General features: G+C 64.4%; 23 protein-coding genes and 1 pseudogene. 8 read left to right on the forward strand and 16 right to left on the reverse strand.

Annotation, left to right across the window (positions count from 1 at the left end; translation table 11 throughout):
* Window positions 1–68: 68 nt before the first annotated feature.
* Window positions 69–569 carry a metallophosphoesterase family protein gene (locus VHL31_RS19180; protein ID WP_349262491.1) on the forward strand — a complete coding sequence of 167 codons (501 nt, stop codon included), beginning with the start codon at window positions 69–71 and terminating at the stop codon, window positions 567–569.
* 6 nt (window positions 570–575) lie between these two features.
* On the opposite strand, the gene VHL31_RS19185 is transcribed toward VHL31_RS19180, so the two are convergent.
* The 5 genes from VHL31_RS19185 to VHL31_RS19205 all read right to left on the reverse strand — a co-directional run bounded on the left by VHL31_RS19185 (window position 576) and on the right by VHL31_RS19205 (window position 7920).
* Window positions 576–3716, reverse strand: a complete 3141-nt coding sequence (locus tag VHL31_RS19185) for a multidrug efflux RND transporter permease subunit (protein ID WP_329662851.1) — start codon at window positions 3714–3716, stop codon at window positions 576–578.
* On the reverse strand, window positions 3713–4969 hold the full coding sequence (locus VHL31_RS19190) for an efflux RND transporter periplasmic adaptor subunit (RefSeq protein WP_329662852.1): 1257 nt from the start codon (window positions 4967–4969) through the stop codon (window positions 3713–3715). The genes VHL31_RS19185 and VHL31_RS19190 overlap by 4 nt, the downstream gene beginning before the upstream one ends.
* Window positions 4970–5172: 203 nt before the next feature.
* Window positions 5173–6348: an OprO/OprP family phosphate-selective porin gene (locus VHL31_RS19195; protein ID WP_329662853.1), complete on the reverse strand. Its 1176-nt coding sequence runs from the start codon at window positions 6346–6348 to the stop codon at window positions 5173–5175.
* A gap of 118 nt (window positions 6349–6466) precedes the next feature.
* The gene (locus tag VHL31_RS19200) at window positions 6467–7549 is read right to left on the reverse strand and encodes a Na/Pi symporter (RefSeq protein ID WP_329662854.1); all 1083 of its coding nucleotides are present in this window, start codon (window positions 7547–7549) and stop codon (window positions 6467–6469) included.
* Between the two features lie 161 nt (window positions 7550–7710).
* Window positions 7711–7920 (reverse strand): DUF2945 domain-containing protein, encoded by a 210-nt coding sequence (locus VHL31_RS19205; protein WP_329662855.1) that lies wholly within the window; start codon window positions 7918–7920, stop codon window positions 7711–7713.
* A gap of 82 nt (window positions 7921–8002) precedes the next feature.
* Here VHL31_RS19205 and VHL31_RS19210 point away from each other — a divergent pair, with 82 nt between their 5' ends.
* Entirely contained in the window at window positions 8003–8347 is a 345-nt protein-coding gene (locus VHL31_RS19210) for a DUF3140 domain-containing protein (RefSeq protein WP_329662856.1), read from the forward strand.
* 287 nt (window positions 8348–8634) lie between these two features.
* On the opposite strand, the gene VHL31_RS19215 is transcribed toward VHL31_RS19210, so the two are convergent.
* Window positions 8635–9420 (reverse strand): alpha/beta fold hydrolase, encoded by a 786-nt coding sequence (locus VHL31_RS19215; protein WP_329662857.1) that lies wholly within the window; start codon window positions 9418–9420, stop codon window positions 8635–8637.
* Window positions 9421–9462: 42 nt separating this feature from the next.
* Here VHL31_RS19215 and VHL31_RS19220 point away from each other — a divergent pair, with 42 nt between their 5' ends.
* Complete coding sequence (locus VHL31_RS19220) at window positions 9463–10071, forward strand: HD domain-containing protein (protein ID WP_329662858.1); 609 nt, start codon at window positions 9463–9465, stop codon at window positions 10069–10071.
* 10 nt (window positions 10072–10081) lie between these two features.
* On the opposite strand, the gene VHL31_RS19225 is transcribed toward VHL31_RS19220, so the two are convergent.
* A complete protein-coding gene (locus VHL31_RS19225; protein WP_349262492.1) occupies window positions 10082–11116 on the reverse strand; it encodes an aldo/keto reductase in 1035 nt (344 codons plus the stop codon).
* A gap of 226 nt (window positions 11117–11342) precedes the next feature.
* Between VHL31_RS19225 and VHL31_RS19230 the strand changes: the two genes are divergently transcribed.
* The 3 genes from VHL31_RS19230 (at window position 11343) to VHL31_RS19240 (ending at window position 15161) form a co-directional block, all read left to right on the forward strand.
* Window positions 11343–13007, forward strand: coding sequence for an ABC transporter substrate-binding protein (locus VHL31_RS19230; RefSeq protein ID WP_329662860.1), 1665 nt, complete (start codon window positions 11343–11345; stop codon window positions 13005–13007).
* Between the two features lie 72 nt (window positions 13008–13079).
* Window positions 13080–14192 (forward strand): sugar ABC transporter permease, encoded by a 1113-nt coding sequence (locus VHL31_RS19235; protein ID WP_349262490.1) that lies wholly within the window; start codon window positions 13080–13082, stop codon window positions 14190–14192.
* An 87-nt stretch (window positions 14193–14279) separates the two neighbouring features.
* The gene (locus VHL31_RS19240) at window positions 14280–15161 is read left to right on the forward strand and encodes a carbohydrate ABC transporter permease (RefSeq protein ID WP_349262493.1); all 882 of its coding nucleotides are present in this window, start codon (window positions 14280–14282) and stop codon (window positions 15159–15161) included.
* Here the strand turns inward: VHL31_RS19240 and VHL31_RS19245 are convergent.
* From VHL31_RS19245 to VHL31_RS19260, 4 genes are all read right to left on the reverse strand, one after another.
* Window positions 15154–15972: an alpha/beta hydrolase gene (locus tag VHL31_RS19245; RefSeq protein ID WP_329662863.1), complete on the reverse strand. Its 819-nt coding sequence runs from the start codon at window positions 15970–15972 to the stop codon at window positions 15154–15156. The two genes, VHL31_RS19240 and VHL31_RS19245, sit on opposite strands and share 8 nt — an antisense overlap.
* Window positions 15972–16334: a nuclear transport factor 2 family protein gene (locus VHL31_RS19250; RefSeq protein WP_329662864.1), complete on the reverse strand. Its 363-nt coding sequence runs from the start codon at window positions 16332–16334 to the stop codon at window positions 15972–15974. Before VHL31_RS19250 ends, VHL31_RS19245 begins: the two co-directional genes overlap by 1 nt.
* 77 nt (window positions 16335–16411) lie before the next feature.
* The gene (locus tag VHL31_RS19255; protein WP_329662865.1) at window positions 16412–16705 is read right to left on the reverse strand and encodes a putative quinol monooxygenase; all 294 of its coding nucleotides are present in this window, start codon (window positions 16703–16705) and stop codon (window positions 16412–16414) included.
* Window positions 16702–18234 (reverse strand): amidase, encoded by a 1533-nt coding sequence (locus tag VHL31_RS19260; protein WP_329662866.1) that lies wholly within the window; start codon window positions 18232–18234, stop codon window positions 16702–16704. Before VHL31_RS19260 ends, VHL31_RS19255 begins: the two co-directional genes overlap by 4 nt.
* A 110-nt stretch (window positions 18235–18344) precedes the next feature.
* On the opposite strand from VHL31_RS19260, the gene VHL31_RS19265 reads away from it, so the two are divergent.
* Together VHL31_RS19265 and VHL31_RS19270 are read left to right on the forward strand one after the other, a co-directional pair.
* Entirely contained in the window at window positions 18345–19040 is a 696-nt protein-coding gene (locus VHL31_RS19265; protein ID WP_329662867.1) for an AzlC family ABC transporter permease, read from the forward strand.
* Window positions 19037–19333, forward strand: coding sequence for an AzlD family protein (locus VHL31_RS19270; protein WP_329662868.1), 297 nt, complete (start codon window positions 19037–19039; stop codon window positions 19331–19333). Before VHL31_RS19265 ends, VHL31_RS19270 begins: the two co-directional genes overlap by 4 nt.
* A 7-nt stretch (window positions 19334–19340) precedes the next feature.
* Here VHL31_RS19270 and VHL31_RS19275 read toward each other — a convergent pair whose 3' ends face one another.
* The 5 genes and pseudogenes from VHL31_RS19275 to VHL31_RS19295 form a co-directional block, all read right to left on the reverse strand.
* Window positions 19341–20036: an ABC transporter ATP-binding protein gene (locus VHL31_RS19275; RefSeq protein ID WP_329662869.1), complete on the reverse strand. Its 696-nt coding sequence runs from the start codon at window positions 20034–20036 to the stop codon at window positions 19341–19343.
* Window positions 20033–20776 (reverse strand): ABC transporter ATP-binding protein, encoded by a 744-nt coding sequence (locus VHL31_RS19280; RefSeq protein ID WP_329662870.1) that lies wholly within the window; start codon window positions 20774–20776, stop codon window positions 20033–20035. Before VHL31_RS19280 ends, VHL31_RS19275 begins: the two co-directional genes overlap by 4 nt.
* The gene (locus VHL31_RS19285) at window positions 20773–21765 is read right to left on the reverse strand and encodes a branched-chain amino acid ABC transporter permease (RefSeq protein ID WP_329662871.1); all 993 of its coding nucleotides are present in this window, start codon (window positions 21763–21765) and stop codon (window positions 20773–20775) included. The genes VHL31_RS19280 and VHL31_RS19285 overlap by 4 nt, the downstream gene beginning before the upstream one ends.
* Window positions 21762–22628 carry a branched-chain amino acid ABC transporter permease gene (locus VHL31_RS19290; RefSeq protein WP_329662872.1) on the reverse strand — a complete coding sequence of 289 codons (867 nt, stop codon included), beginning with the start codon at window positions 22626–22628 and terminating at the stop codon, window positions 21762–21764. Before VHL31_RS19290 ends, VHL31_RS19285 begins: the two co-directional genes overlap by 4 nt.
* Window positions 22629–22694: 66 nt before the next feature.
* A pseudogene (locus tag VHL31_RS19295) lies at window positions 22695–22925 on the reverse strand (urea ABC transporter); the annotation flags it as partial.

Consider the following 22925-nt stretch of genomic DNA (forward strand, 5'->3'; position numbering starts at 1 on the left):
GTGGGCCTACCGACTGGTCCGCATCCTCGCCGGGAACTAGACGGGGCATTCTCCGCGTTGATGGCCGCATGACCCTGTTCTTCACCAGCGACACCCATTTCAACGACCCGCGTGTCCTGCGCATTGACCGCCGGCCGTTCCCGTCGGTGGCGGCCCATGACGAAGCGCTGGTGCGCCTTTGGAACGAGACCGTGCAGCCCGAAGACGAGATCTGGCATCTCGGGGACTTCGCCCGCGGCGATCAAGCCAGGGTGGACCGGTTGTTGGCGGCCCTCCACGGCCGCAAGCACCTGATCATTGGGAACAATGACGGGCCTGCAACCCTGGCAGCCCAAGGCTGGTCCAGCATCCAGCACTACGCGGAGATGGTAATCGACGGGAAGCTGTTCGTGATCTGCCACTATCCGTTCCGCACCTGGAACCAGATGGGAAAGGGCTCGATCGACCTGCACGGCCACTCGCATGGCAAGCTGAAGCCGGCACCGCGCCAGTACGACCTAGGCGTCGATGCCTGGGAGTACCGGCCAGTCACGCTGGAGCATGTGCTGGCCAGGCGCCGGCGATGCTGAGGCTCTTCAGGCTTCCTGCGGAGCCGGGCGATTCTCCTCACCGCCCGGCTGCGGCTGCGGCCGCCTGCGGGTCACTAGACGGAAGAACAGCGGCACGAAGAAGATCGCGAGAAAGGTTGCCGCCAGCATGCCGCCGATGACGCCGGTGCCCACCGAGTGCCGGCTGGCCGAGCCGGCACCCGTGCTGATCGCCAGCGGCACCACGCCGAGAATGAACGCCAGCGAGGTCATCACGATCGGTCGGAAGCGCAGGCGGGCGGCTTCCATGGCCGCATCCATGACAGAGGCGCCGGCGCGGTACTTCTCGCTCGCGAACTCGACGATCAGGATCGCGTTCTTGGCGGACAGGCCGATCAGCGTCACCAGGCCTACCTGGAAGTAGACGTCGTTCTCGATGCCGCGCAGGAAGATCGCGAGGATCGCGCCGAACACGGCGAACGGGACGGCGGTGATGACGGCGATCGGCAGCGACCAGCGCTCGTACTGGGCGGCCAGGATGAGGAAAACCATCACCAGACCGAACAGAAAGCCCTGATTGCCCGTCCCGGCGGTCTGCAACTCCTGATAGGCGGAGCCGGTCCAGCCCACCGTGTAGTCGGCGGAAAGGGTCTGAGAGACGACGTCCTGGATGGCGGCGATGGCCTGGCCCGACGAATAGCCTGGGGCGGGACTGCCCTGGATGCGCGCGGCCGGGAAGACGTTGAACCGGTCCACCACGTCGGCCCCGATGATACGGGTGACCGACACCAGCACGTTGAGAGGTACCATCGTGTCGTTCGAGGAGCGCACGAAGACGTGGCGCAGGTCGTCGGGCGATTGCCGGAACTCGCCCTCGGAGGAGAGGCTCACGCGATAGGTCCGGCCGAACAGGGTGAAGTCGTTGACGTAAAGGCTGCCGAACGTGCTCTGCATCGTCTCGAAGATCGTCGAGATAGGCACCCCCAGCGCCTTGGCCTTCTCCTGGTCCACGCCGATCTGGTACTGCGGCACGCCTGTGCTGAACGTGGTGCTGACACCGGCAAGCTCGGGGCGCTGGTTGGCTGCCTGGATCACACGTTGGGCCGCCTGTGATAGGCTCTCCAGCGTGCCGCCGGAACGGTCCTGCAGGTAGAACTCGAAGCCGCCGGTCGTGCTGATGCCCTGGATGGGCGGCGGGTTGAACCCGATGACCACGCCGTCACGGAACCCGGCATTCAGCGCCATCATGGCAGGCGCCAGGGCACGCGCGTCCTGGCGCGGATCAGTTCGTTCCGACCAGTCCTTCAGCGATACGAACGAAACGCCTGCGTTCGTCTTCTGGGCACCCGACAGGAAGTCGAACCCCGCCAGGGTGACGACGTTCTCCACGGCGGGATTCTGCATCGCCCCTTCGGTCACCTTGGCAGTGATGTCGAGGGTGCGGTCGAGGGCAGCCGCTGGCGGAAGCTGGGTGACGAGGAACACGTAGCCCTGGTCTTCCTGGGGAACCAGGCCACCCGGCACCCGGGTGTACAGCCACCACGTGCTCCCCAGCATGGCCGCCACCAGGACAAGGGCGACCAGGGCATGGCGGAGGAAGAAGCGGACGCCGCCGGTATAGCCGCGGGTGACCGCGTCGAAACCGCGGTTGAACAGGCGGAATGGCAGCCATGGCTGCCGGTGGACCGGCTTGAGGAAGATCGCGCACAAGGCCGGCGTCAGGGTGAGCGCCACGATGCCGGAGATCACCACCGAGACGGCGATCGTCACCGCAAACTGGCGATAGAGCTCACCAGCGAGGCCGCCCAGGAACGAGACGGGGATGAACACCGCGCAGAGCACCAGCACGATGGCGATTACCGGGCCGCTCACCTCCTCCATCGCCTGGATGGCGGCGTCGCGTGGGCTCTTGCCTTCACTCGACATGATCCGCTCGACGTTCTCCAGCACCACGATGGCATCGTCGACCACGATGCCGATCGCGAGGATCAGGCCGAACAGGGTCAGCAGGTTGATGGAGAAACCAAGAAGGTACATGCCGGCAAAGGCGCCGATGATCGAGACCGGCACGGCCAGGATCGGGATGAGGGTCGCCCGCACGTTCTGCAGGAACAGGAACACCACGATCACAACCAGGACGATGGCCTCGACGAAGGTCGTGATCACCTCCTCCACCGACACTTCGATGAAGCGCGTCGTGTTGAACGGGACGTCGTAGGTGATCCCATCGGGAAAACGCTGGGCCAGCCGGTCCATGGTCGCACGGACGGCACTGGCCACCTCCAATGCATTGGCGCCCGGCTGGAGATATACGCCGATCGGCACGGCGGGCGCGCCGTTCAGGGTCGCGACGGTGCTGTAGTTCTGCGAGCCCAGCTGGACAGTCGCCACGTCCTTCAGGCGCAGGGCGGCACCGTTCTCGTCCGAGCGCAGGATGATGTTCTCGAATTCCCTGGGATCGGCCAGCCGTCCAGGAGTCGTGACGGAATAGGTGAAGGCCTGCTCGCCCCTCATGGGCTCCTCGCCGAAGCGTCCGGCGGCGAACTGAGCGTTCTGCTCGCGGATGGAGGCGGCGATGTCGCTGGGCGTGAGGTTGTACTGTGCGACCTTGTCCGGCCGGAGCCAGATCCGCATCGAGTAGTCCGACGCGCCGAACAGGGAGGCATCACCCACGCCGGGCGTGCGCCGGAGTTCGTCGATCACGTTGATGAGGGCATAGTTGGAGATGAAGATCGTGTCGTAGCGCCGGTCCGGCGACGACATGGTCAGCACCTGCAGGATCGAGCTCGACCGCTTGGCGACGGTCACGCCCTGCCGACGGACCTCCTCCGGCAGCACGGCATTGGCCCGCTGCACGCGGTTGTTGACGTTGATCGTGGCCTGATCGGGATCGGTGCCGATCTGGAAGAACACGGACAGGTTGAGCGTGCCCGACCCGGTCGAGGTCGAGCGCATATAGATCATGTCCTCGACACCGTTAATCTGCTGCTCCAAGGGTGCAGCGACGGTCTCGGCGATCGTCTCAGCATTGGCGCCGGGATAGGTCGCACTCACGACCACCTCGGTAGGCACGATCTCGGGATACTGGGCGATCGGCAGGGCGCGCATCGCGACGAGGCCGGCCAGCACGATGACGATCGACAGGACGGCGGCGAAGACCGGCCGGTCGATGAAGAACCTGGAGATCACGGGCCTGCTCCACCCATGGCGGGAGCCGCCAGCGGACCGGCATTGGCCTGCGTGTTCTCCTGCGCTGGTGCTGCTGGCACCGGACGGACGGGAGCCCCAGGTCGCACCCGAATCACGCCATCCACGACGACCTGCTCGCCGCCTTCGAGCCCTTCCTGCACGATCCAGCCGTCCGCCACTTCCTGGCCCAGGCGGATCGGCCGCGCCTGGGCGGTGCCGTTGCCGTCGATCACGAAGATGGACGGCCCCTGCGGGCCCTGGGAGACCGCGCGATTGGGGACGACAATGCCATCGGGAAGAGTGACGCCCCGGATGACGACCCGGACGAATTGGCCGGGCAACAGCGCGCCGTCCGGGTTCGGGAAGATCGCACGCGCTTCGATCGTACCGGTTTGCTGGTCGACCCGCTGGGCAGCCGTATCGATCCTGCCGGGAGCAGGATAGACGGTGCCGTTGCCGTAATGCAGCTCGACGGTGAGGTCCTTTTCGGAGATCGGCTCCGCCCGCCGCTCGTTGAGTTCGCGGAAAGCCTGGCCCTCCTCATCGGTGAACGAGAAGCTCACATAGGCCGGATCCAGCTGGTTGATCGTCGTCAGCAAGGTCTGCTGGGCCTGGACCAGCGTTCCCTCGGGCGGTGATTCCAGGGCGGTGACACCGGCAAGCGGTGCCGTCACCGTGGTATAGCCAAGGTTCAGGCGGGCACTGTCGATCTCGGCCTGCGCCAGCTGAACGGCGGCACGCGCCTGATCCCGTTGCGCGAGCGCTTCGTCCAGCTGGCGGGCAGTGGCGACCTGGGTACGCGACAGCTCCTCGATCCGTCGGTAGTTCCCCTCGGCCTGACGCAGCGTCGCCTGCGCCTGCAAGAGGTCTGCCTGTCCGCGGTCGAGGGCGACCTGATAGGTGGCGGGGTCAATCCGGAAGAGGACCTGTCCTTGCTTGACGGTGGCGCCTTCCTCGAACGCGCGCTCCAGCAGGATACCTCCGACCTGCGCCCGTACCTCGACGTGTCGGAAGGCAGCGACGCGTCCCGCATATTCGACGGGCAGCGGCACTTCTTCCGGCTCCACGACCACGACACCTACTTCGGGCGGCGGTGGTGCCGGTGCCGGCGGCGGGGCTGCCTCGGATCCCGCCAACCAGCTGCGGACCGGCTCCAGGAAGCTTGGCATCCAGCCCCCATGGAGGGACAGATAGCCACCCACTACCAGGGCCAGACAAATGACAACGGACAGCAGCGTAAGGCGTCTCGACACGTCGTCCAACCCCAGTTCGGGTCATGGCAAGGCAGGGAGCGAGGCCTCGGGAACATTCCAGGTCAGGTTCGGTGCCACCTGAGGTCAGGAAATGGTCGGCGCTCGCTCCCTCGTAGTCATGATCACGAGCCACGGACGGCATGAAGAAAGCAGGGTGAGGTCCCGTGCGCGAAGATCCCTGGGCGGGGGTAGCTCCAGCCGCCTCAGAACGCGACCTGGACGCGGAACTGGAAGATGTCGGCGCTGACGTCGTCGCCTTCGGCATCCGGGGCGTCCTCGGCCTCGGCCCGGACATAGTTCGCCATCAAACGGACATTCGTGTCAGGATACCAGTTGACGCCGAGGGTGAGGTCGCCCTGGCGCCCGCCTTCCACGTCCTCGTCGTTCAGGTCGATGCCGCTTAGTCGCGCAGCGAGCTCGAACACGCCGTAGCCGCCCTGAGTGACACGCTGCGTGTCCTCCAGCTCGAAGGCCTCGAACGTACCTGATTCGGTTCCGTAGGCCGGAAGCTCCGTGCTGTATGGCCGACCGACCTTGTTCACGACCCATGCCACCTGCAGGTACGCCCCCTGAAACAGCGGATCGCCTTGGCCACCGTCACGCTCGACGCTGGTCAGGATGTATTCTCCCTGCACCCGGACGGGTCCGCGTTGCCAGGCAGCTTCCAGCCCGAGCCGGCCCAGGTCCTGCGCGTCCTCGACTGTGCCAGTATCCACGAGCGATGCGCCGAACAGGTCGGACTCCGGAGAGGTGCCGAACGATAGCTCCTCACCGTCAAGATCGCGGTAGCTGGCGGACGCGCCGAGATGGAGAAGGTCAGTCTCAGTGCGAATCGGCGCGTAAGTCACCCTTCCAGTGGCACCGATGCCGCCGTCGCTGATGCTGTCGTTGATCTCGCCCCCGTAGATGCCGAATGCGGCTGTCCAGCGGTCGCCGGTCGTGGATACGGCGACGCCGATATCGCGGCCAGGAGAGAACGTGTTGGCGAGCGAGCGCTCCATGAAGGTGATGTCATTGTCGCTGATCAATTCCTCCAGGCTGAACGGCTCCTTGAAATTGCCGCCGGTGATGACGAATGGCTCCTTCTTCAAGCCGAGCGCCACGTCCTTGAGCGGAGAGTCGTCGTCAGCGAGATCGTACTGATAGACGGCGGTCAGCCAATCCTCGAACTTGCCTGTCAGCTCGATCCTCGCCTGGCTGAAGTCGATATTGCGATCGAAGATGTCATAGGCATCGTCGTCGCTGACATTGCCGTCGGCGATGTCGAGATAGAGGCGGCCGCCCAGGTTCAGCGATGCCTGGCCTTCCATGAAACGCAGGGTGGCGCCGTCCTCGTCGAAGGTAAGGCCGTCGGTCTTCTCCTGAGCGGCAGCCATCATGGTGGTGCTGCCAAACAGCAAGGTGCCGAGGAGAATTCGGTAGCAAGTGGCATGCTTGATCACGTTGTGGACCGTCCTTCGCTGTTGCACGACCTTGCCTGAAGAACGCGGCCAGCGTTCAACCTGCGACTTGGGCTGCCGGTGCCGTGGCACCTTCGCCCCGGTCCGAGATGACGCGGCAGAGCATCACTGCGGCCAATGGTGTAAAGCCGATGAACAGCAGCGCTCCGGCGACGTTGAACGCGACATGGGCGTTGGCGATCTGCTGCCCGACCTCGCTACTCCACATCTGTGCGAATGCTGTGATCTGGTCGATGAACAGCGCGCCCAGGGCGACGGTCACGATGTTGAAGACCAGATGGAACACGCCGGCGCGCACGGCGGACCGAGATCGCCCGAGAGTTGCCAAGAGCGTATCGGCGCATGTGCCGATCTCTGCACCGAGCATGATAGCGATGCCTGCAGGCAGCCCGATGAGGCCCTCACCTGCCAACGTGATGACGATGCCCATCATAGCAGAGGAGGACTGGATGGCGACGGTCGCGGCCGCGCCGGCCAGGACGCCATAGAGCGGGTTCTCGAAGTTCTTCAGCCAGTCGATGATCTGCTGGTTGCCTTCCAGCGGTTCTGCCGCGGTGCCGATGGTGTGCAGGCCGAACAGCACCAGGCCAATGCCCAACGCGATGGTGCCATAGGTCTTCATGGTCTCAGACCGGCCAAGCGTGTGCAGGAGAAAGCCGGTCAGCATGAGCATCGGCGCGTACTCGTCGATGTCCAGCGCGAAGATCTGGCTGGAAATGGTCGTGCCGATGTTGCTGCCGAGGATGACCGGAATCGCATGGACGAAAGACAGGAGGCCCGCATCGACGAGCGTGATCAGAAGAATGATCGTGACCGAGGACGAATCGAGCGCAATCGTCGCGACGGTCCCGGACAAGAGGCCACGGAAACGATGGCCAGCAGCCTTGGCCAACCAGTCGCGCGCGCGGTCGCTCCCAACCTTCTTCAACGCGCCGGAGAGCCGGCTGACACCGTAAAGAAACAGCACCAACCCTGCGATGCTGCCCATCGCGAGCTCGAGCCAGTCGACTTCGGCTGGCGGAGTGCCTTCACCCTGCTGCGCCAGGCCCATTCCTGGGCTCAGCAGCATGACGATCAGGACAAGGATGAGGATTCTCGCGGAACGCCAGACGGTGGTCATCGCTGCAGCCCCATGGTTCGCCGACGGTCGACGATGAACTGTCTTGGCTGCAGAATGATGACGAGTATTATAATCCCGAGATGAAGCGAATCAACATAATGCAGACGATAATTGCATAAATTAGCTAGGTAGTTATTGCTTCAAGGAATTTCTTGCGGCTATCAGGCTTTCTTGAGTGACTCGGGCTTGTGTGCTGCCTCTTTCCCCGATTTGTCGCTCTTGACGATGTACTCGGGATTATCTTTCGACGCTGCCACCTTGTGTCCCTTGATCTGCGTTGGTGTCGTCTGCTTCTTCACGACCGTTCCGACGCTGTGCCCGCCGGATGAATCCCAGGCGACCTTGTCGCCCTTCTTTAGTTCCTTCGTCACTACAACCTCCGTGCCTGCGATGCCTCGGGAACGGCCTGACGGACTGCTCGTTCCGCAGGAGCAGACAGCAGGAGCGACAGAGATGGCGAGCGATCCGGACCGCGAGCAGACGTGGAAGGAGTTCAACGAGGCCGTCAACATGACGCCTGCCGCCCTGGACAAGTTCCTGGCGAGCGAGGAGAGCAAGTCGGTCGGCTGGACCCATGAGGGCGAGAGCGAAACGGTCGGCCACCAGTCGGGCCGGCGGATCGTCGAGATCAAGCGGAAGAGGCGCTCAGACCTCACCGACGACGACTTCGCCCACATGCGCAAAGTCATCGGTTATGTTCACCGCCACCTGGCCCAGGGAGGGCCGAAGGATGACATGGAGCATTCGCGCTGGCGCTACTCCCTCATGAACTGGGGCCACGATCCCAAGAAGGGCTGACATGAGCCCGTGCCGTGCCTTCCTGAGCAGAAACAAGGGATATTTGCGACGTCGGTCGGGTGAAATGATCCCCTTCCAGATCGTCTCCCGCGTGCAGCGCCACGAACGTGGCCGGTCCCGGCGAGACGAACAAAGCCTCGCAAGATCGGCGACAGCAACCAGAACACGCTGACCGGCACCGATGGCTAGGACTGGCTGCAGGCTTGGTCGATACCGACTTTTCGGTCGGCGGCGGCGGCAGGCGACAGCGACAACCTGCTGCACGGCGACACTAACGACGACACGATCTATGCCGGTCCCTGGAGAAAGGATACGAGGGCCGCAAAGAATGGCTCGGGTGCTTCCACGTGCGGCCAGTGTGCTGCTTCGGGGATCGGCACGACCTTGAGCTTCGGAAAGAGGCGACGGAACTCCGGCAAGCTCTCCTCGCGTACGTAGGAAGAAAGTGCGCCCCTTAGCGCCAAGGCTGGTCCTGGATATGGCCGAACTCCTGCGGGTTCCGACCAGCCCACCAACTCCGGCAACGAGTTCGCCAGCAGTTCCAGGTCGACCCGCCACCGGAAGCCGTGATGGTGATCGCTTTCCAGGTTCTGCAGGAGGAAGCCGCGCATCCCGACATCGTCGATCGAAGTCGCGAGCAGCGTATCGGCATCGCCCCGCCGCTGGATGGCCGCAAGATCGACGGCGCGCATCGCCTCGATATAGTCGGCGAACGAACGATGACTGTAGGCGACCGGTGCGATGTCCACGAGGATCAAGCGCGCCAGCAGTTCGGGCTGACGGAGCGCCAGGTTCATCGCAGCCTTGCCGCCCATGCTGTGGCCGAGCAGATCCACCGGCCCTGCGCCGAGGCGTCCGATCAATTCGATCACATCGTCCGCCATCGCCTCATAGGTCATCGGACGGCCCCAGGGGCTTTGCCCGTGGTTGCGCATGTCGGCCATGACGACGCGCCGCCCAGATCCGTTCAGCTTGCGTGCCGGTCCCAGCCAGTTGCGACCACTGCCGAGCAGTCCGTGGAGGATGACGAGTGGCCGACCCTCGCCGGGCAGGTCGTTGATCGCGAGTTCCATCTGCGCCTATGCCGTCCCTGGTTGAATGGCGGGGTGGTTGCGATGTCGGCGGAAGATAATGTGGTCGGGAAGGACCGTCTTGTCGCGGTCACCGAGTTCCTGATGTTTGTCGACCGGCTGAAGACCATCGAGCGCAAGGGCGTCGTGCCGGGGATGAACCGCAGGGAAACGGTGGCGGAGCATTGCTGGCACATGGCGCTGGCGGCGTTGCTTCTCCAGCGGGAGATCTCGTTCAAGGCCGATCTCGGCCGCACGCTGGCGCTGGTGGCCGTCCACGACCTGGTCGAGATCGAGGCTGGCGACACCTACGCCTATGATGTGTCTGGCGTGGCCGGCCAAGCCGAGCGCGAGGAGGCGGCCGCCGCCAAGCTGTTCGGCATGCTACCGCCGGACCTGGGTGCCGATCTCGATGCGATGTGGCGCGAGTTCGAAGCTGGTGTCACGCCGGAAGCCCGGCTGGCTAAGGCCTGCGACCGGCTGCAGGGTTTCATGCAGAATATCATCGCAAAGGGTGTGGTGTGGAAGGAGAACCGGATCGACCGGGCGCGGACGGCGCTCCGCACGGACTTCCCCCGCTCCGTCGATCCTGCCATCGCCGAAGTGATCGAAATCCTCTACGCGCAGGCCGACGAGCAGGAGATGTGGGGCTGAAGCTGCCGGCTCAGCGCGGCTTCTGCGGCATGCGGTAGCCTCCCTGCCGCTCCAGCATCCAGCCGGGATATTCCTTCGGCAACTGGCTGTTCGCATCCAGTGCTGCCAGATCGTCGGGCGATAGCTCGATGTCCACAGCCCCGATGTTCTCCTTGAGCTGCTCGACCCTCTTCGCGCCGACGATCACGCTCGTGACGACGGGTTGGTGAAGAAGCCAGGCCAGCGCCACCTGGGCCACGGTGCAATCCTTGGACGCGGCGATGGCTCGCATGGCGTCGATGACATTGTAGGCGCGCTCGCGGTCGACCGGCGGGAAGTCGAAGGTGGCGCGGCGGCCGTCGCCCGATGCCTCGTCATTGCAGTCGTACTTGCCACTGAGCAGTCCGCCCGCCAGCGGGCTCCAGACCATGAGGCCGACCTTCTCGGAGGCCAGCATCGGAACGATCTCGCGTTCGAGATCGCGGCCGGCGAGGGTGTAGTAAGCCTGCAGCGAGCGGATTGGGGCGAGGTTGCGCCGCTCGGCAATACCGAGCGCCTTCGCGATCTGCCAGGCTGCCCAGTTCGACACGCCGACATAGCGGACATGGCCGTGCCGGACGAGGATGTCGAGCGCTTCCAGGGTCTCCTCGATCGGCGTCGCATTGTCGAAGCCGTGGATCTGGTAGAGGTCGACATGGTCGAGCTGCAGGCGCTTCAGGCTGGCCTTGGCGGCGTCGAGGATATGGTAGCGGGTGGCGCCAAGATTGTTCGGACCTTCGCCCATGCGGCCAAAGCCCTTGGTCGCGACCACGACCTGCTGGCGGGGAATGCCGAGGTTGCGCAGCGCCTGGCCGGTGATTTCCTCGGATACGCCGTGCGCATAGACGTCGGCCGTGTCGATGAAGTTGATGCCGGCATCAAGGGCTGCCGTGACAAGCGCGTCCGCTTCCTGCTGGCGGAGGTTGCCAATCTGTCCCCAGATCCCTTCGCTACCACCGAACGTCATGGTGCCGAGGCAGAGTTCGGAAACGAACAGGCCGGTCTGTCCCAGCGGATTGTAGCGCATCATCGAACCTTCGGGCGTGGCATGGATAGGAGGGAGCTTGAGAGTGACGGGCTCATATTCAAGCGGCGGCTCGTGCGATCCTGTGTCAATTCGTGGAACGCACAGCTTCGACCTCGACAACGTCAGTCATCCGAGGAATGCTGAGTAGGGGGTCCGATCCACAGCACGACGGCGGCGCCGATGAGGCAGTGGGCATCCGCACAAGAATGATGGGAGGGGGTTCGACATGAAATTGTCGACGTGGAATTACCTGAATGCATTGCAGGCCAGCCGGCGCGGTGTCCTCAAGGGTGCCGCCGGCATGGGCGCGGCAGCCCTGGCTTCGTCGACCGCACTCGGAACCTTTGTGCCACGTGCCTCCGCCCAGGGCAGCATCCGCGCCGATCTCCTGAAGATCCCTGGCGTCGGTGCCGGCTCGCCGACGGATGCGGACTGGCAGCAGGTGGGCGAGCTTTGCCTGGGCGCCACCAAGGCGAACGTGCAGGAAGGCGAGTTCGCGGACGTCGAGCTGACCTTCATGGGACTCAACAACCAGAACCTGCATAACCTGCTGTTCCGCGGCTTCCTGAAGCCCTGGGAAACCTACACAGGCGCCACGATCACCTGGATCGACCTGGCACAGGCCGACTACAACCCGCGCCTCCAGCAGGCGATCGCAACCGGTACGGTCGACTTCGACATCCTGGAGATGGGGGCTCCCTTCGAAGGCGACGTCTGCGGGAAGGGACTGGCGTCAGAGATGCCGGACTGGGTGAAGGCCCAGATCGAGATGGACGACTATGTCGACTATCTGAAGGCGCCGGTCGGCACCTGGGACGGCAAGACCTACCGCATCTCCATCGACGGCGACTGCCACAACTTCAACTACCGGACGGACTACTTCTCCGATCCAGATCTCGCAGAAGCCTGGAAAGCCGAGGGCGGGCAGGGCGAGTGGGGCGTGCCGCGGACCTGGCAGCAGGTCCAGGCCGTCACGAAGTTCCTGAAGGGCAAGACCGTCGGCGGCATGGAAGCCTATGGCTACCTGGACGCACCAAAGCCCTGGGGCGGATTCGGCTTCTATTTCCTGGCCAGCCGGGCCACCGCCTATGCCAAGCATCCCGAGGACAAGGCTTGGCTGTTCGATGTCGACACGATGAAGCCGCGCATCAACAACCCGGCCTGGGTGCGTGCCATCCAGGACGTGATCGACGCGCTGCCATCCGAGCCTGCCGACCAGCTGAACGCCGATCCTAACACGACCGGGTTCCAGCAATTCCTGTCCGGCACCGGCTCAATGCTCGCCTGGTGGGGCGATATCGGCTCGAACGCCAAGACCAGCGACTCCTCGGTGATCGGCGAGAGCTGCGGCTTCGATATCCTTCCCGGCTCGGACGATGTCTTCAACGCCAAGACCGGCCAGTGGGACAAGCTGGCCGGTGGGCCGAACTTCGCGCCGAACATGGCCTATATCGGCTGGGGCGTTTACGTCATGGCTCGGGTCGACGGCGACGAGAAGAAGCACAAGGCGGCCTGGAGTGCCGCGGCCCACCTGGGCGGCAAGGACCTGTCGCTCTGGACGGCGGCCTATCCGTCGGGATTCCAGCCCTACCGGAAGAGCCACTTCAACATCCCGGAATGGGTCGAGGCGGGCTATGACGGGGCGTTCATCACTTCATACCTGAACTCACAGTCGAACTCCTACAACCACCCGAACGTCGCGATCGAGCCGCGCATTCCCGGCATCTTCCAGTATTACAGCGTGGCCGAGGACGAGCTGGCGAAGATCTTCTCCGGCCCGTCGGACGCCCAGACCGGTGCCGACAACATTGCGGCGGCCTGGGAGAAGATCACCGACCAGATCGGTCGCGAGAAGCAGATCGAACTCTACAAGGCTTCGCTTGGTCTCTGATCGCCACCGGCTCCCTTCGGGGAGCCGGCTCTTGCTGGATAGAACCCTCGGAAGGACGTGAGGCGGAACTCGATGCAGCATTCGGCGCAACTGGCAGGCGCGCGACAGGATTACGCCTCTACGTCTTGGAGCAGCCGCAGCAAGCTGGGCAGAGCATTGTTCCTGCTGGCCTCGGCCGTGCTGGTGCTGACCTTGCTCGTCCAGACCCTCTACAAGGCGGGCATCACCCCCTACGGATTCGAGAACTGGCGGCCCGTCCTCTACGCCTATGTCGCCTGGTCGGTGGCCCTCTGCGTATTCCAGGTCCTGACCCGAGGACAGCGTGGTCATCAGGCCGTATTCGTGCTGCCGGCCGTGCTGTTCACCCTGGCGATGGTGATCTTCCCGACCTTCTTCGGGCTGTTCATCGCCTTTTCCGACTGGAACCTCAGCTCGTTCGAGGGGCGGAAGTTCAACGGCATCGACAATCTCGTCACGCTGATGAACGACCCCTATTACTGGAACGCGCTGCGCAACATGGTCTACTACGTGCTGGCCGTCCTGGTGCAGTACGCGATCGCCTTCGGGCTGGCCCTTCTGCTCAACGCCGACATCAGGGCACGCAAGTTCTTCCGGGTCGCCTTCCTTTTGCCGTTCATGCTGAGCCCGGTCGCGGTCAGCTGGATGATCGGCAAGTCGATCATGGAGTACCGGTTCGGGCCGGCTGCCACCTTCGCGCGCATGCTCGGCTGGGACACGCCGGCCTTCTTCGCCACGCCATGGATGGCGCGGGTGAGCATCATGGCGCTGGATGCCTGGGTCTCCATCCCGTTCATCATGATCCTCCTGCTGGCGGGCCTGCAGGCGCTGCCCAAGGAAGTGATGGAATCCGCCAAGATCGACGGGGCGACCACCTGGCAGTCCTTCTGGAAGATCACCTTCCCCCTGATGCTGCCGGTGAGCGTCACGGCCATCATCCTTCGGATCATCTTCGAGCTGAAGCTGGCCGACATCGTCATCAACACGACGGCCGGGGGACCGGGCGGTGCGACCGATACGGTGACCAGCTTCATCTACCGCGAGTATCGAGACCGGTCGAACGTAGGTTACGGGACGATGCTGGCGGAGTTCTATTTCATCCTGATCGTCATTGCGCTCACGATCATCCTGAGCCTGATCAGCCGCTGGATGCGGCGGGTCACCTGAGGGACGTCAGTTACCCGACGACACATGTCAGGAGTCGATCGATTGGCCACTTACGCGCCGGCACAAGCTCAAGCCGTTCAGGGACGAATTGCACGTCGTGCCAAGCCGGTTGCCGGAAAGGTGATCGTCTATGCGCTCCTGCTGTTCTGGACGTTCATCTCCCTGTTCCCGATCTATTGGACGGTCACGACCTCGTTCAAGACGGCGGTCAACGTCACCCAGGGCCACCTGATCCCCTGGGTCGATTTCTGGCCGGACTGGCGCGGCTGGCGGTCGCTGGGCCTGTCGCCGGACACGATCGGCAAGACCTCCACGGTTCGCGACGAGTTCAGCAAGCGGTTCCAGAACAGCGTGATCGTGTCGGTCGGCGCGTCGCTTCTGGCCGTCGTGATCGGATCGCTCGCGGCCTACGGGCTCAGCCGGTTCCAGTACAAGTTCGGCCGGATGAGCAACAAGGACATCGCGTTCTTCTTCCTGTCGCAACTGGTGCTGCCACCGGTCGTCCTCGCGATGCCCTTCTTGGTGCTCTACAAGGAACTGGCCCTGCTCGACAGCAAGGTCGGCCTGATCCTGCTCTATGCCCTGACGGTGCTGCCGATCGTCATCTGGATCATGCGCGACCAGTTCGCGACGATTCCGATCGAGCTGGAAGAAGCCGCCGCGATCGATGGCGCCTCGGTCTGGGGCGCCTTCCTGCGGATCGTGCTGCCGATCGCCCTGCCGGGCATGGTCGCAGCCTTCATCCTGTCGCTGGTACTCTGCTGGAACGAGTATTTCTTCGCAGCCCTGCTCACGAGCACCAATGCCACCACCATCCCGGTCATGGTCGCCAGCCAGACCGGCTCCCAGGGCATCAACTGGTGGTCGATGGCGGCCCTCTCGACGGCGGCGATCGCACCGCTCGCCATCATCGGCATCTTTTTGGAGCGCTACATCATCAAGGGGCTGACGGCCGGCGCCATCAAGTAGGCGCGCTTTGCATGAACCGGACGAGGTCGGCATTCACGCGTTCGGCATGCGTCAGGAACAGGCCGTGCGGAGCACCCTCGTACAGTTCGATCCTGGCGTTCGGCATGAGGGCCGCGGTCGGCTGGGCGGTCAGGGCCAGAGGGCTAGTGATATCCAGGTCGCCATGCAGGAGCAGGGTCGGCAGCTCGATCTGCCGCAGCTCCGCCCGGAAATCGGCCGTAGTAATGGCGACGTTGCACTCGTACAGGGCCTGCAACGATGCCTGCAGGCACATGCCGCGGACCCAGTCGATCATGTGCGGCGTCGTCTCAGGCGTCACGAACGGGCCGGCATTGTCCTCGATCCATGCCGGAAAGTCGCGGATCAGTTGCTCATCGCGGAACGCCTGGAAGACAGACGGCGGCACGCCGTGCGGGTTGTCCTCTGCCTGCTGGATCATCGGCGTGATCGTGCCGATCATGGCGATGCGGCCAGTCCGCCTGATGCCATGGCGGCTCAGGTAGCGGACGATCTCGCCCGGGCCCATCGAGTGGCCGACCAGGGTCACGCCGGTCAGGTCGAGCGTGTCGAGCAGCGCGGCGAGATCGTCGGCCAGCGTGTCGTAGTCGTAGCCACCGCCGGGATCGTCGGAACGGCCGTGGCCGCGCCGATCGTAGGCGATGCACCGAAAGCCCCGCCGGACCAGCGGCAGCATCTGGTAGGCCCAGGAGTCCGACGTGAGCGACCAGCTGGCGACGAAGACCACCGGAGGACCCTTGCCCCAATCGCGATAGTACAGCTCAAGGCCGTCGCCCGTGCGGATCGTGGGCATCAGGCGACTCCCTGGTCCAGGAACCCGGTCACGGCCTGCAACCGACCGTCCTCGGCAATGGTGGCGAAATCGGTACCATGAGCGACGGCGGTGCCGTCCTCGGTGGTCAGCGACCAGGAGAAGCGGATACGGTCATGGTGGCTCTCCGGCCGGCCGCGAAGGGAGCACTGCATGCAGGGTACCTGCGCCTGGATGGCAGCGATCATCGCATCCAGCGCATCGTGCCCTTCGCCTTCCATCAGCGGATCGAGATAGCTGCCGGTCTCGCTCCAGGCTTTGGCCACGGCAGCTCGCCGCACGGCGGGATCCTTGGCGTTCCAAGCCGCAAGGTAGGCAGCGGCAATCGCGTCGGCATCGAACATGCATGGTCTCCTCGTGAACGGTGCGAGGAGACCATGCCGCGGGAGATGCTCTCTGGTCGATTACGCGCGAGGTAATGCTACTTGGTCCAGATCTCCTCGCAGACCGCGAAGGTTGGCGGCCCGTCCAGCAGGTGGCCGACCGCGTCGAAGAAGCGCTTGCCGGTGGTCGCGTTGTGCAGGTCCATGGCGGCCTTATCGGTGAAGCGCTCATAGGTCGTAAAGGTCAGGGGATCCTCCACCGCGCGGCCGACATGATAACCGACTGTGCCCGGTTCCTTCGCCGAGCCTTCCATGCCGGAGACAAGGAGGGCCTGGTGGACCTCCTCCTCGTGACCGACCTTTGCCTTGATGATCGCGGTGATCGTGATCATGCCGTGATGCCCTTCCAGTCGATCTTCTGCTCGAAGGCGTGGGCGGCCGTGTAGATCGTGCTCTCGTCGTAGAGCTTGCCGACCAGCATCAGGCCGACTGGCAGGCCGTCGACGGTGCCGCAGGGCAGGCTCATCGCCGGGTGATGCGTGCAGTCGAACGGCGCCGTGTTCGACAGCATCTCGAAGGCGCGCTGCAGGATCTCGGCGATCGGCGCGTTGGCGTCCGGCAACGGCGTAGCCGTCAGTGGCAGGGTCGGCATGGCGATCAGATCATAGTCCGCCAGCACCGCATCGTAGGCACCGCGCAGGCGGCGGACCAGGTTCTGCGCCTTGGCGTAGTAATGGCCCCGATGCTTCCTCACCATGTATTCACCGAGCATCATCGTGTTCTTCAGCGTATCGGCGATCTCGTCGGCGCGCTGGCGCCAATTAGCGTGGTAGTCGATCAGGCTGTTGACGTAGAGGCCTTGCCAGTTGAAGCCGAAGCCGTTGCCATGCATCATCTGCATGGTGGCACCCTCGGCGGCCACTGGCAGCCAGATATTGTGGCCGTGGCGGTGCAGCGGGATGGATACCTCCTCGACCTCGGCGCCCAGGTTCGCCAGTTGCTTGATGGCCTCGCGAACGATCTGGTCGGATTCGGCCTGGGACTGCGGATGGCCGAAGCCTTCGCGCACCATGGCGATCTTCAGGCCGCGGACGCCTTTGCCCAATGCGTCCGTGTAGCGCGGAACCTCGATCGGGCCGTACTGGCGCGGATCCAGGCCATCAGGGCCGGCAAGAACCTCCAGCATGAGGGCGTTGTCTTCGACGGTCGCTGTCATCGGGCCGGTGTGGTCGATGGTGAGCTCGATCGGCATGATGCCGGTGTAGGGCACCAGGCCATGGGTCGGCTTCATCCCATAGATACCGCAATAGGATGCAGGCATGCGGATCGAGCCGCCCTGGTCGCCACCGATGGCCATCGGCACCTCGCCGGCTGCCACGAGCGCTGCCGACCCGGACGATGAGCCGCCCGCCGAATAGCCCATGCGATGCGGGTTGTGGACCGGGCCAGACGACGAAGTATGGCTCCCGCCGGAGAAGCAGAAGTATTCGCAGACCGACTTGCCGACGATGGTGGCGCCTGCGTCGAGCAGCCGCGTCACGATGGTGGCGTCGACATCCGGCACATAGCCTTCCAGCGTGGAAGCGCCGTTCATCATGGGCACGCCAGCCAGGAGCACGTTGTCCTTCAGAACGACGCTCTTGCCTTTCAGCTTGCCACTGGACGCGCCCTCGATCGTGGTCTTGACGTACCAGGCACCGTACCGGTTCTCCTCGCCGGTCGGGCGGTAGCCGGGCGTGCGCGGATATTTCACGGCCGGCAGCTCGTCCGTCATCTTGTCGATGTCGTTGTAGGCCTCGATGCTGGACGCGAAGGCCGTCAGATGGGCCGCAAGGTCGTCGTTGCTGAAGGTCATGCCGAGCCCTCGGGCGATCTCCCGCAAGGCATCGGGCGTCGGCATCTTGACGGTGTTGAGCGTCATGACTGGGCTTTCCTGGTGATGGACGGAGAGGTGATCGTCGACGCCTCGGCGTGCCGGCGGCGAGCGCCTGACCGGCGGGCACGGGCGCGCTTCGAGAGGTGAGGGAGTGCATGGCCGCCCATTCGAACAGGTTCGAGTTCTGGAGCGGCGCAGCGCGAACGCTGCCGTTGATCATCGCCATCGCACCGTTCGGGATCCTGTTCGGGGCGCTCGCGGTAGATAACGGCTTTACGGTGGCCGAAGCGGTGCTGATGAGCGCGGCCGTCTATGGAGGGGCCAGCCAGATGGTCGGGATCGAGCTGTTCGGGCAGCGGGTGGCCCCCTGGCTGATCGTGCTCTCGATCTTCATCGTGAACGCCCGCTCGATCCTGTACTCGGCGGCCGGTGGGCGGCTGATCGGCCACTGGTCGGCCGTGCAGAAAGCGCTGGGCTTCTTCCTGATGGTTGATCCGCAGTATGCCGAGACGGAGCGGCGCGCGGAGCGGGGCCGGTCCATTTCGTTCGCCTGGTACATGGGCCTTGCGCTGCCGATCTATGGCTGCTGGATCGCCGAGACGCTTTTGGGTGCGCTGTTCGGCCGGCTGATCGGGAACACGCATGCGCTGGGTCTCGACTTCCTCGTTCCGATCTATTTCTTGAGCCTGGTGATGGGCTTCCGGCAGCGGGCCAACTGGCTGCCGGTTGTCGTCATCAGTGCCGTCGGCTCCATGCTGGTCTATCAGATCCTGGGCTCTCCCTGGCATGTCACCGTCGGCGCGCTGGTGGGCGTCCTTCTTGCGGCGGCCCTGCCGGTGCGGGCGGCATGAGCACGACGTTCTGGATCATCGTGGCGGCGGCGGTTCTGACCTACTTCACCAGGATCGGCGGCCATCTCGTGCTGTCGCGCTTCGCTTCCGTGCATCCGCGCGTGCAGGCCGGGTTGAACGCCGTACCGGCCGCGGTGCTGACAACGCTGGTGGCACCGGCGGCGATGAGCGGTGGCTTGGCGGAGTGGGCGGCACTCGCGGCAACGGCGCTCGTATCGTTGCAAGGTGGCGTCATGGCGATGATCGTGGCCGGGACCGCAGTCCTGATCTTGCTCCGCCACCTGACGGGCTGAGCAGCGCTCAGACACCCGTAAACTCGCCGATCAGGTCGTGGTCGTCCAGCTGTGAGGGATCCAGCTCGCGCGCGATCCTGCCCTTCTGGATCGTGAAGATCCGCTGCGACAGGCCACGGATGAACTCCAGGTTCTGCTCCACCAGGAGCAGGGTGAGTTCACGCTTGGCGCGGATGGCGTGGAGGCGCTCGACGATTTCCTGGAGGATCGACGGCTGGATGCCCTCGGTGGGCTCGTCCAGCAGGATCACCGACGGGTTGCCGCACAGGCAGCGTGCCAGCGCCAGCAACTGCTGCTCACCGCCGGACAAGGCGCCGCCAGGGCGGTCCAGGAGGCGCTTGAGCTGCGGGAAGTCGTCAACGATCGCGTCGATGCCGTCGTCGGGAAGGCCCTTGGCTGCGCAACCCATGCGCAGATTGTCCAGTACGCTGAGGATCGGGAAGATCTGGCGGCCCTGGGGGACGTAGCCGATACCCTTCTTCGCCCGGGCATGGGCGGGCAGTCTGGTGACGTCCTCGCCGGCCAGCTCGATCTTTCCCGCTGAAGCGGGCAGGTGGCCCATGATCGTCTTCAGGAGGGTCGACTTGCCCATGCCGTTATGGCCGAGGATGCCGGTGAAGCTGCCACGCGGCACGTGGAGGTCGATACCGTTGAGGACCTGGATGCGGCCATAGCCGGAGGTGACGTCCTGGACGCGGATCATGCCATTACCCTTCCGGCGGCCGGGCGAATCGGGTCCTTGCCCAGATAGACGTCACGTACCGTAGGATCATTCATGACCACCTCGACGCGATCCTCGATCAGGATCCGTCCCTGATGAAAGACGGTCACCGTCTTTGCGATCGAGCGGATGAACTGCATGTCGTGCTCCACGACCACGATCGCATGGCGCTCGTTGAGCTGGCGGATCAGCGACGCTGTGCGGCTGGTCTCCTCGGCGGTCATGCCAGCAGTGGGCTCGTCCAGGATGATGAGGTCGGGTTCTGAGGCCACCACTGTCGCCAGTTCGACCAGCTGGCGCGAGCCGTGGGACAACAGGCCGATCGGCTTGCCCGCGATGTCCTGGATGCCGATCCGGTTCAGGACATCGTCGGTGCGTGATCTGGCAAGGGCTGCTCCGTAGCGGCGACGGGCCGAAATCAGGACGCTGTCGCGCACGGAGATCCCGTCGAACACCGAAGGAACCTGGGTCTTGATGCCGACGCCGCGCCTGGCAATGGCGAAACTGTCCCAGCCGGTCACGTCCTGGTCGCGCAGGCGGATGGTACCGGCCGTCGGCTTGTACTGCCCTGTCAGGCACTTGAAGAACGTGCTCTTGCCGGCGCCGTTCGGACCGATCAGGCAGCGCAACTCGCCCTCGTTGATCTTCATGTCGACCCGGTCGACCGCCACCACACCGCCAAAGCGCATGGTGAGGCCCGACGTCTCCAGCATTGCGCTCATCGGTCGTGCCCTCGCCTGATCAGGCCGGTGATGGTGGGCAGGAGGCCTTTGGGCAGGACCAGCACGGCGATCACCAGGATGGCGCCCAGCACTAGGTTCGGGTCGACACCTTCCAGCGTCCCGGCCCAGTTGGTCAGCATCTGCAGGAGGATGCAGCCGATGACAGGCCCCACGAGCGTGCCGAGGCCACCGACGATCACCCAGATGATGATCTGGCCGGAATAGCTCAGGCTGAACATGGTGGGGCTGACGAACACGCAGTTCGCGAAGAACATGCCGGCCAGACCCGCCATGGCACCGCCGATCGTGAAGATGATCAGCTTGTAGAGGCGGACGTCGTAGCCGAGCAGCTCGGCGCGCAGCTCGTTCTCCTTCACTGCTACCACGACCCGTCCGAAGTGGCTGGCCAGGATCAGCTTCGCGACGATGTAGCAGAGGAGCAGGCCGATCACCGCCAGGATGAAGATCTGGTCAGGCATGAGCATCGCCGTCATGTCACCGGGTACATTCAAGGGTGGCGTCATCGGGATGCCGTTGAAACCGCCGAGCGGCGCCTGGCCGATCGTCCACATGTCGCCGGCCGTGCTGTTGATGAACTTGAACAGGATCAGCGTGACCGTGAGCGTGATGACACCCAGATAGACGTCGCTGATCCGCCCATAGAACAGGAAGTAGCCCAGCAGCAGCGCGAAGCAGGCCGGCACCAGGATTGCGAGCGGCACCGCACCGGTCGTATCGCCCAGATTGATGGCGGCCACCGCATAGGTGTAGCCGCCGAGGCCGAAGAAGGCCGCCTGGCCAAAACACAGGATCCCGCCATAGCCCCAGACCAGGGCCAGACTAAGCGCCAGGATCGCCATGCTGACGAACACGGTCGCGTTGATGAGCGCGAACAGCTCCATCGCTGTCGGCAGGTACCAGCAGGCGGCAAGGGCGGCGACCACAGCGAGCGCGATGGGACCCCAGGTCGACTTCAGCGCGTCGTTCATAGGGATCCCCGCAGGAAACGCCCGGTGATGCCGCGCGGCAGGAGGCGCAGCAGGACAATGGCGGCGGCCAGCAGTGCCACTTCGCCCAGGACCGGGGTGGTCAGGAAGCTGCCAAGCGTGTTGACCGTGCCGAGCAGGCCCGACGCAGACAGCGTCCCAGCCAGGATGGACGCCCCGCCGGTGATCACCGTGATGAAGGCCTTGGCAATATAGGCCGTGCCCATGGTGGGCACGACGCCGGACAGCGGCGCGATCAGGGCACCGGCCAGACCGGACAGGGCTGCGCCGATGGCAAACGTGACAGCGTAGACCTTGGACGGATCGATGCCCAGGGCGGCTGCCATGTCCGGGTTCTGCATGGTGCCGCGCGCGATCAGGCCTAACCGGGTGAAGCGGATCACGGCGTACACGGCCGCCAGCAGGGCAAGAGTAAAGACGATTAGGAACAGCTCGTAGCCGGACACGCGAAAGCCGCCGATGGCGACGCTGCCGAGCGGCGCCGAGAAGCCGCTGTTCGTGTTGCCGAAGATCATGGTGACGAGGCCGATCAGCGCCAGCGACAGACCCCATGTCGCCAGCATGGTGTCGATCATGCGGCCGTAGAGCCGGCGGATGATCAGCCGCTCGACCACCACGCCGATGATTGCCACCGACACCGGTGCCACGATCAGCATGGAGATCCAAAGATTGATCCCGCGGCTGGTCGCGAGGATGGCCGCGTAGGCGCCCAGCATCAGGAATTCACCGTGGGCGAGATTGATGACGCGCATCATGCCGAAGATGACGGCGAGCCCCAGGCTGATGAGCGCCAGCATCGCGACGCTCGTCACGATCTGGAGGAGGATGACGAGAACGAGGTCCATGACCGTTCCTGCACAGGCTGAGGAAGGGCGCCCGCCGGCGATGGACGTGCCGGCAGGCGGGGGCGGTCAGATGTCGATGACGTACTGCTTGTTCTCGTTCGGGTTCGCGGCGAGGTCGCAGACCGCCTGCGTGTCGGCTGGCGGCTGCTGCGGAAAGCTTTCCAGCACTTCGAACCCCTGGTTCTTCACCTGCGCGATATGCACATCGAGCGTCGCGTGGTGGGTTTTGGGATCCACCACGGTGGTGCCGGCCGGACCCTGGTAGGAAACGCCCGATTCCAGTGCCTCGATCACCGC

This window comes from Geminicoccus sp., from assembly GCF_036263595.1.
Taxonomy (GTDB): domain Bacteria; phylum Pseudomonadota; class Alphaproteobacteria; order Geminicoccales; family Geminicoccaceae; genus Geminicoccus.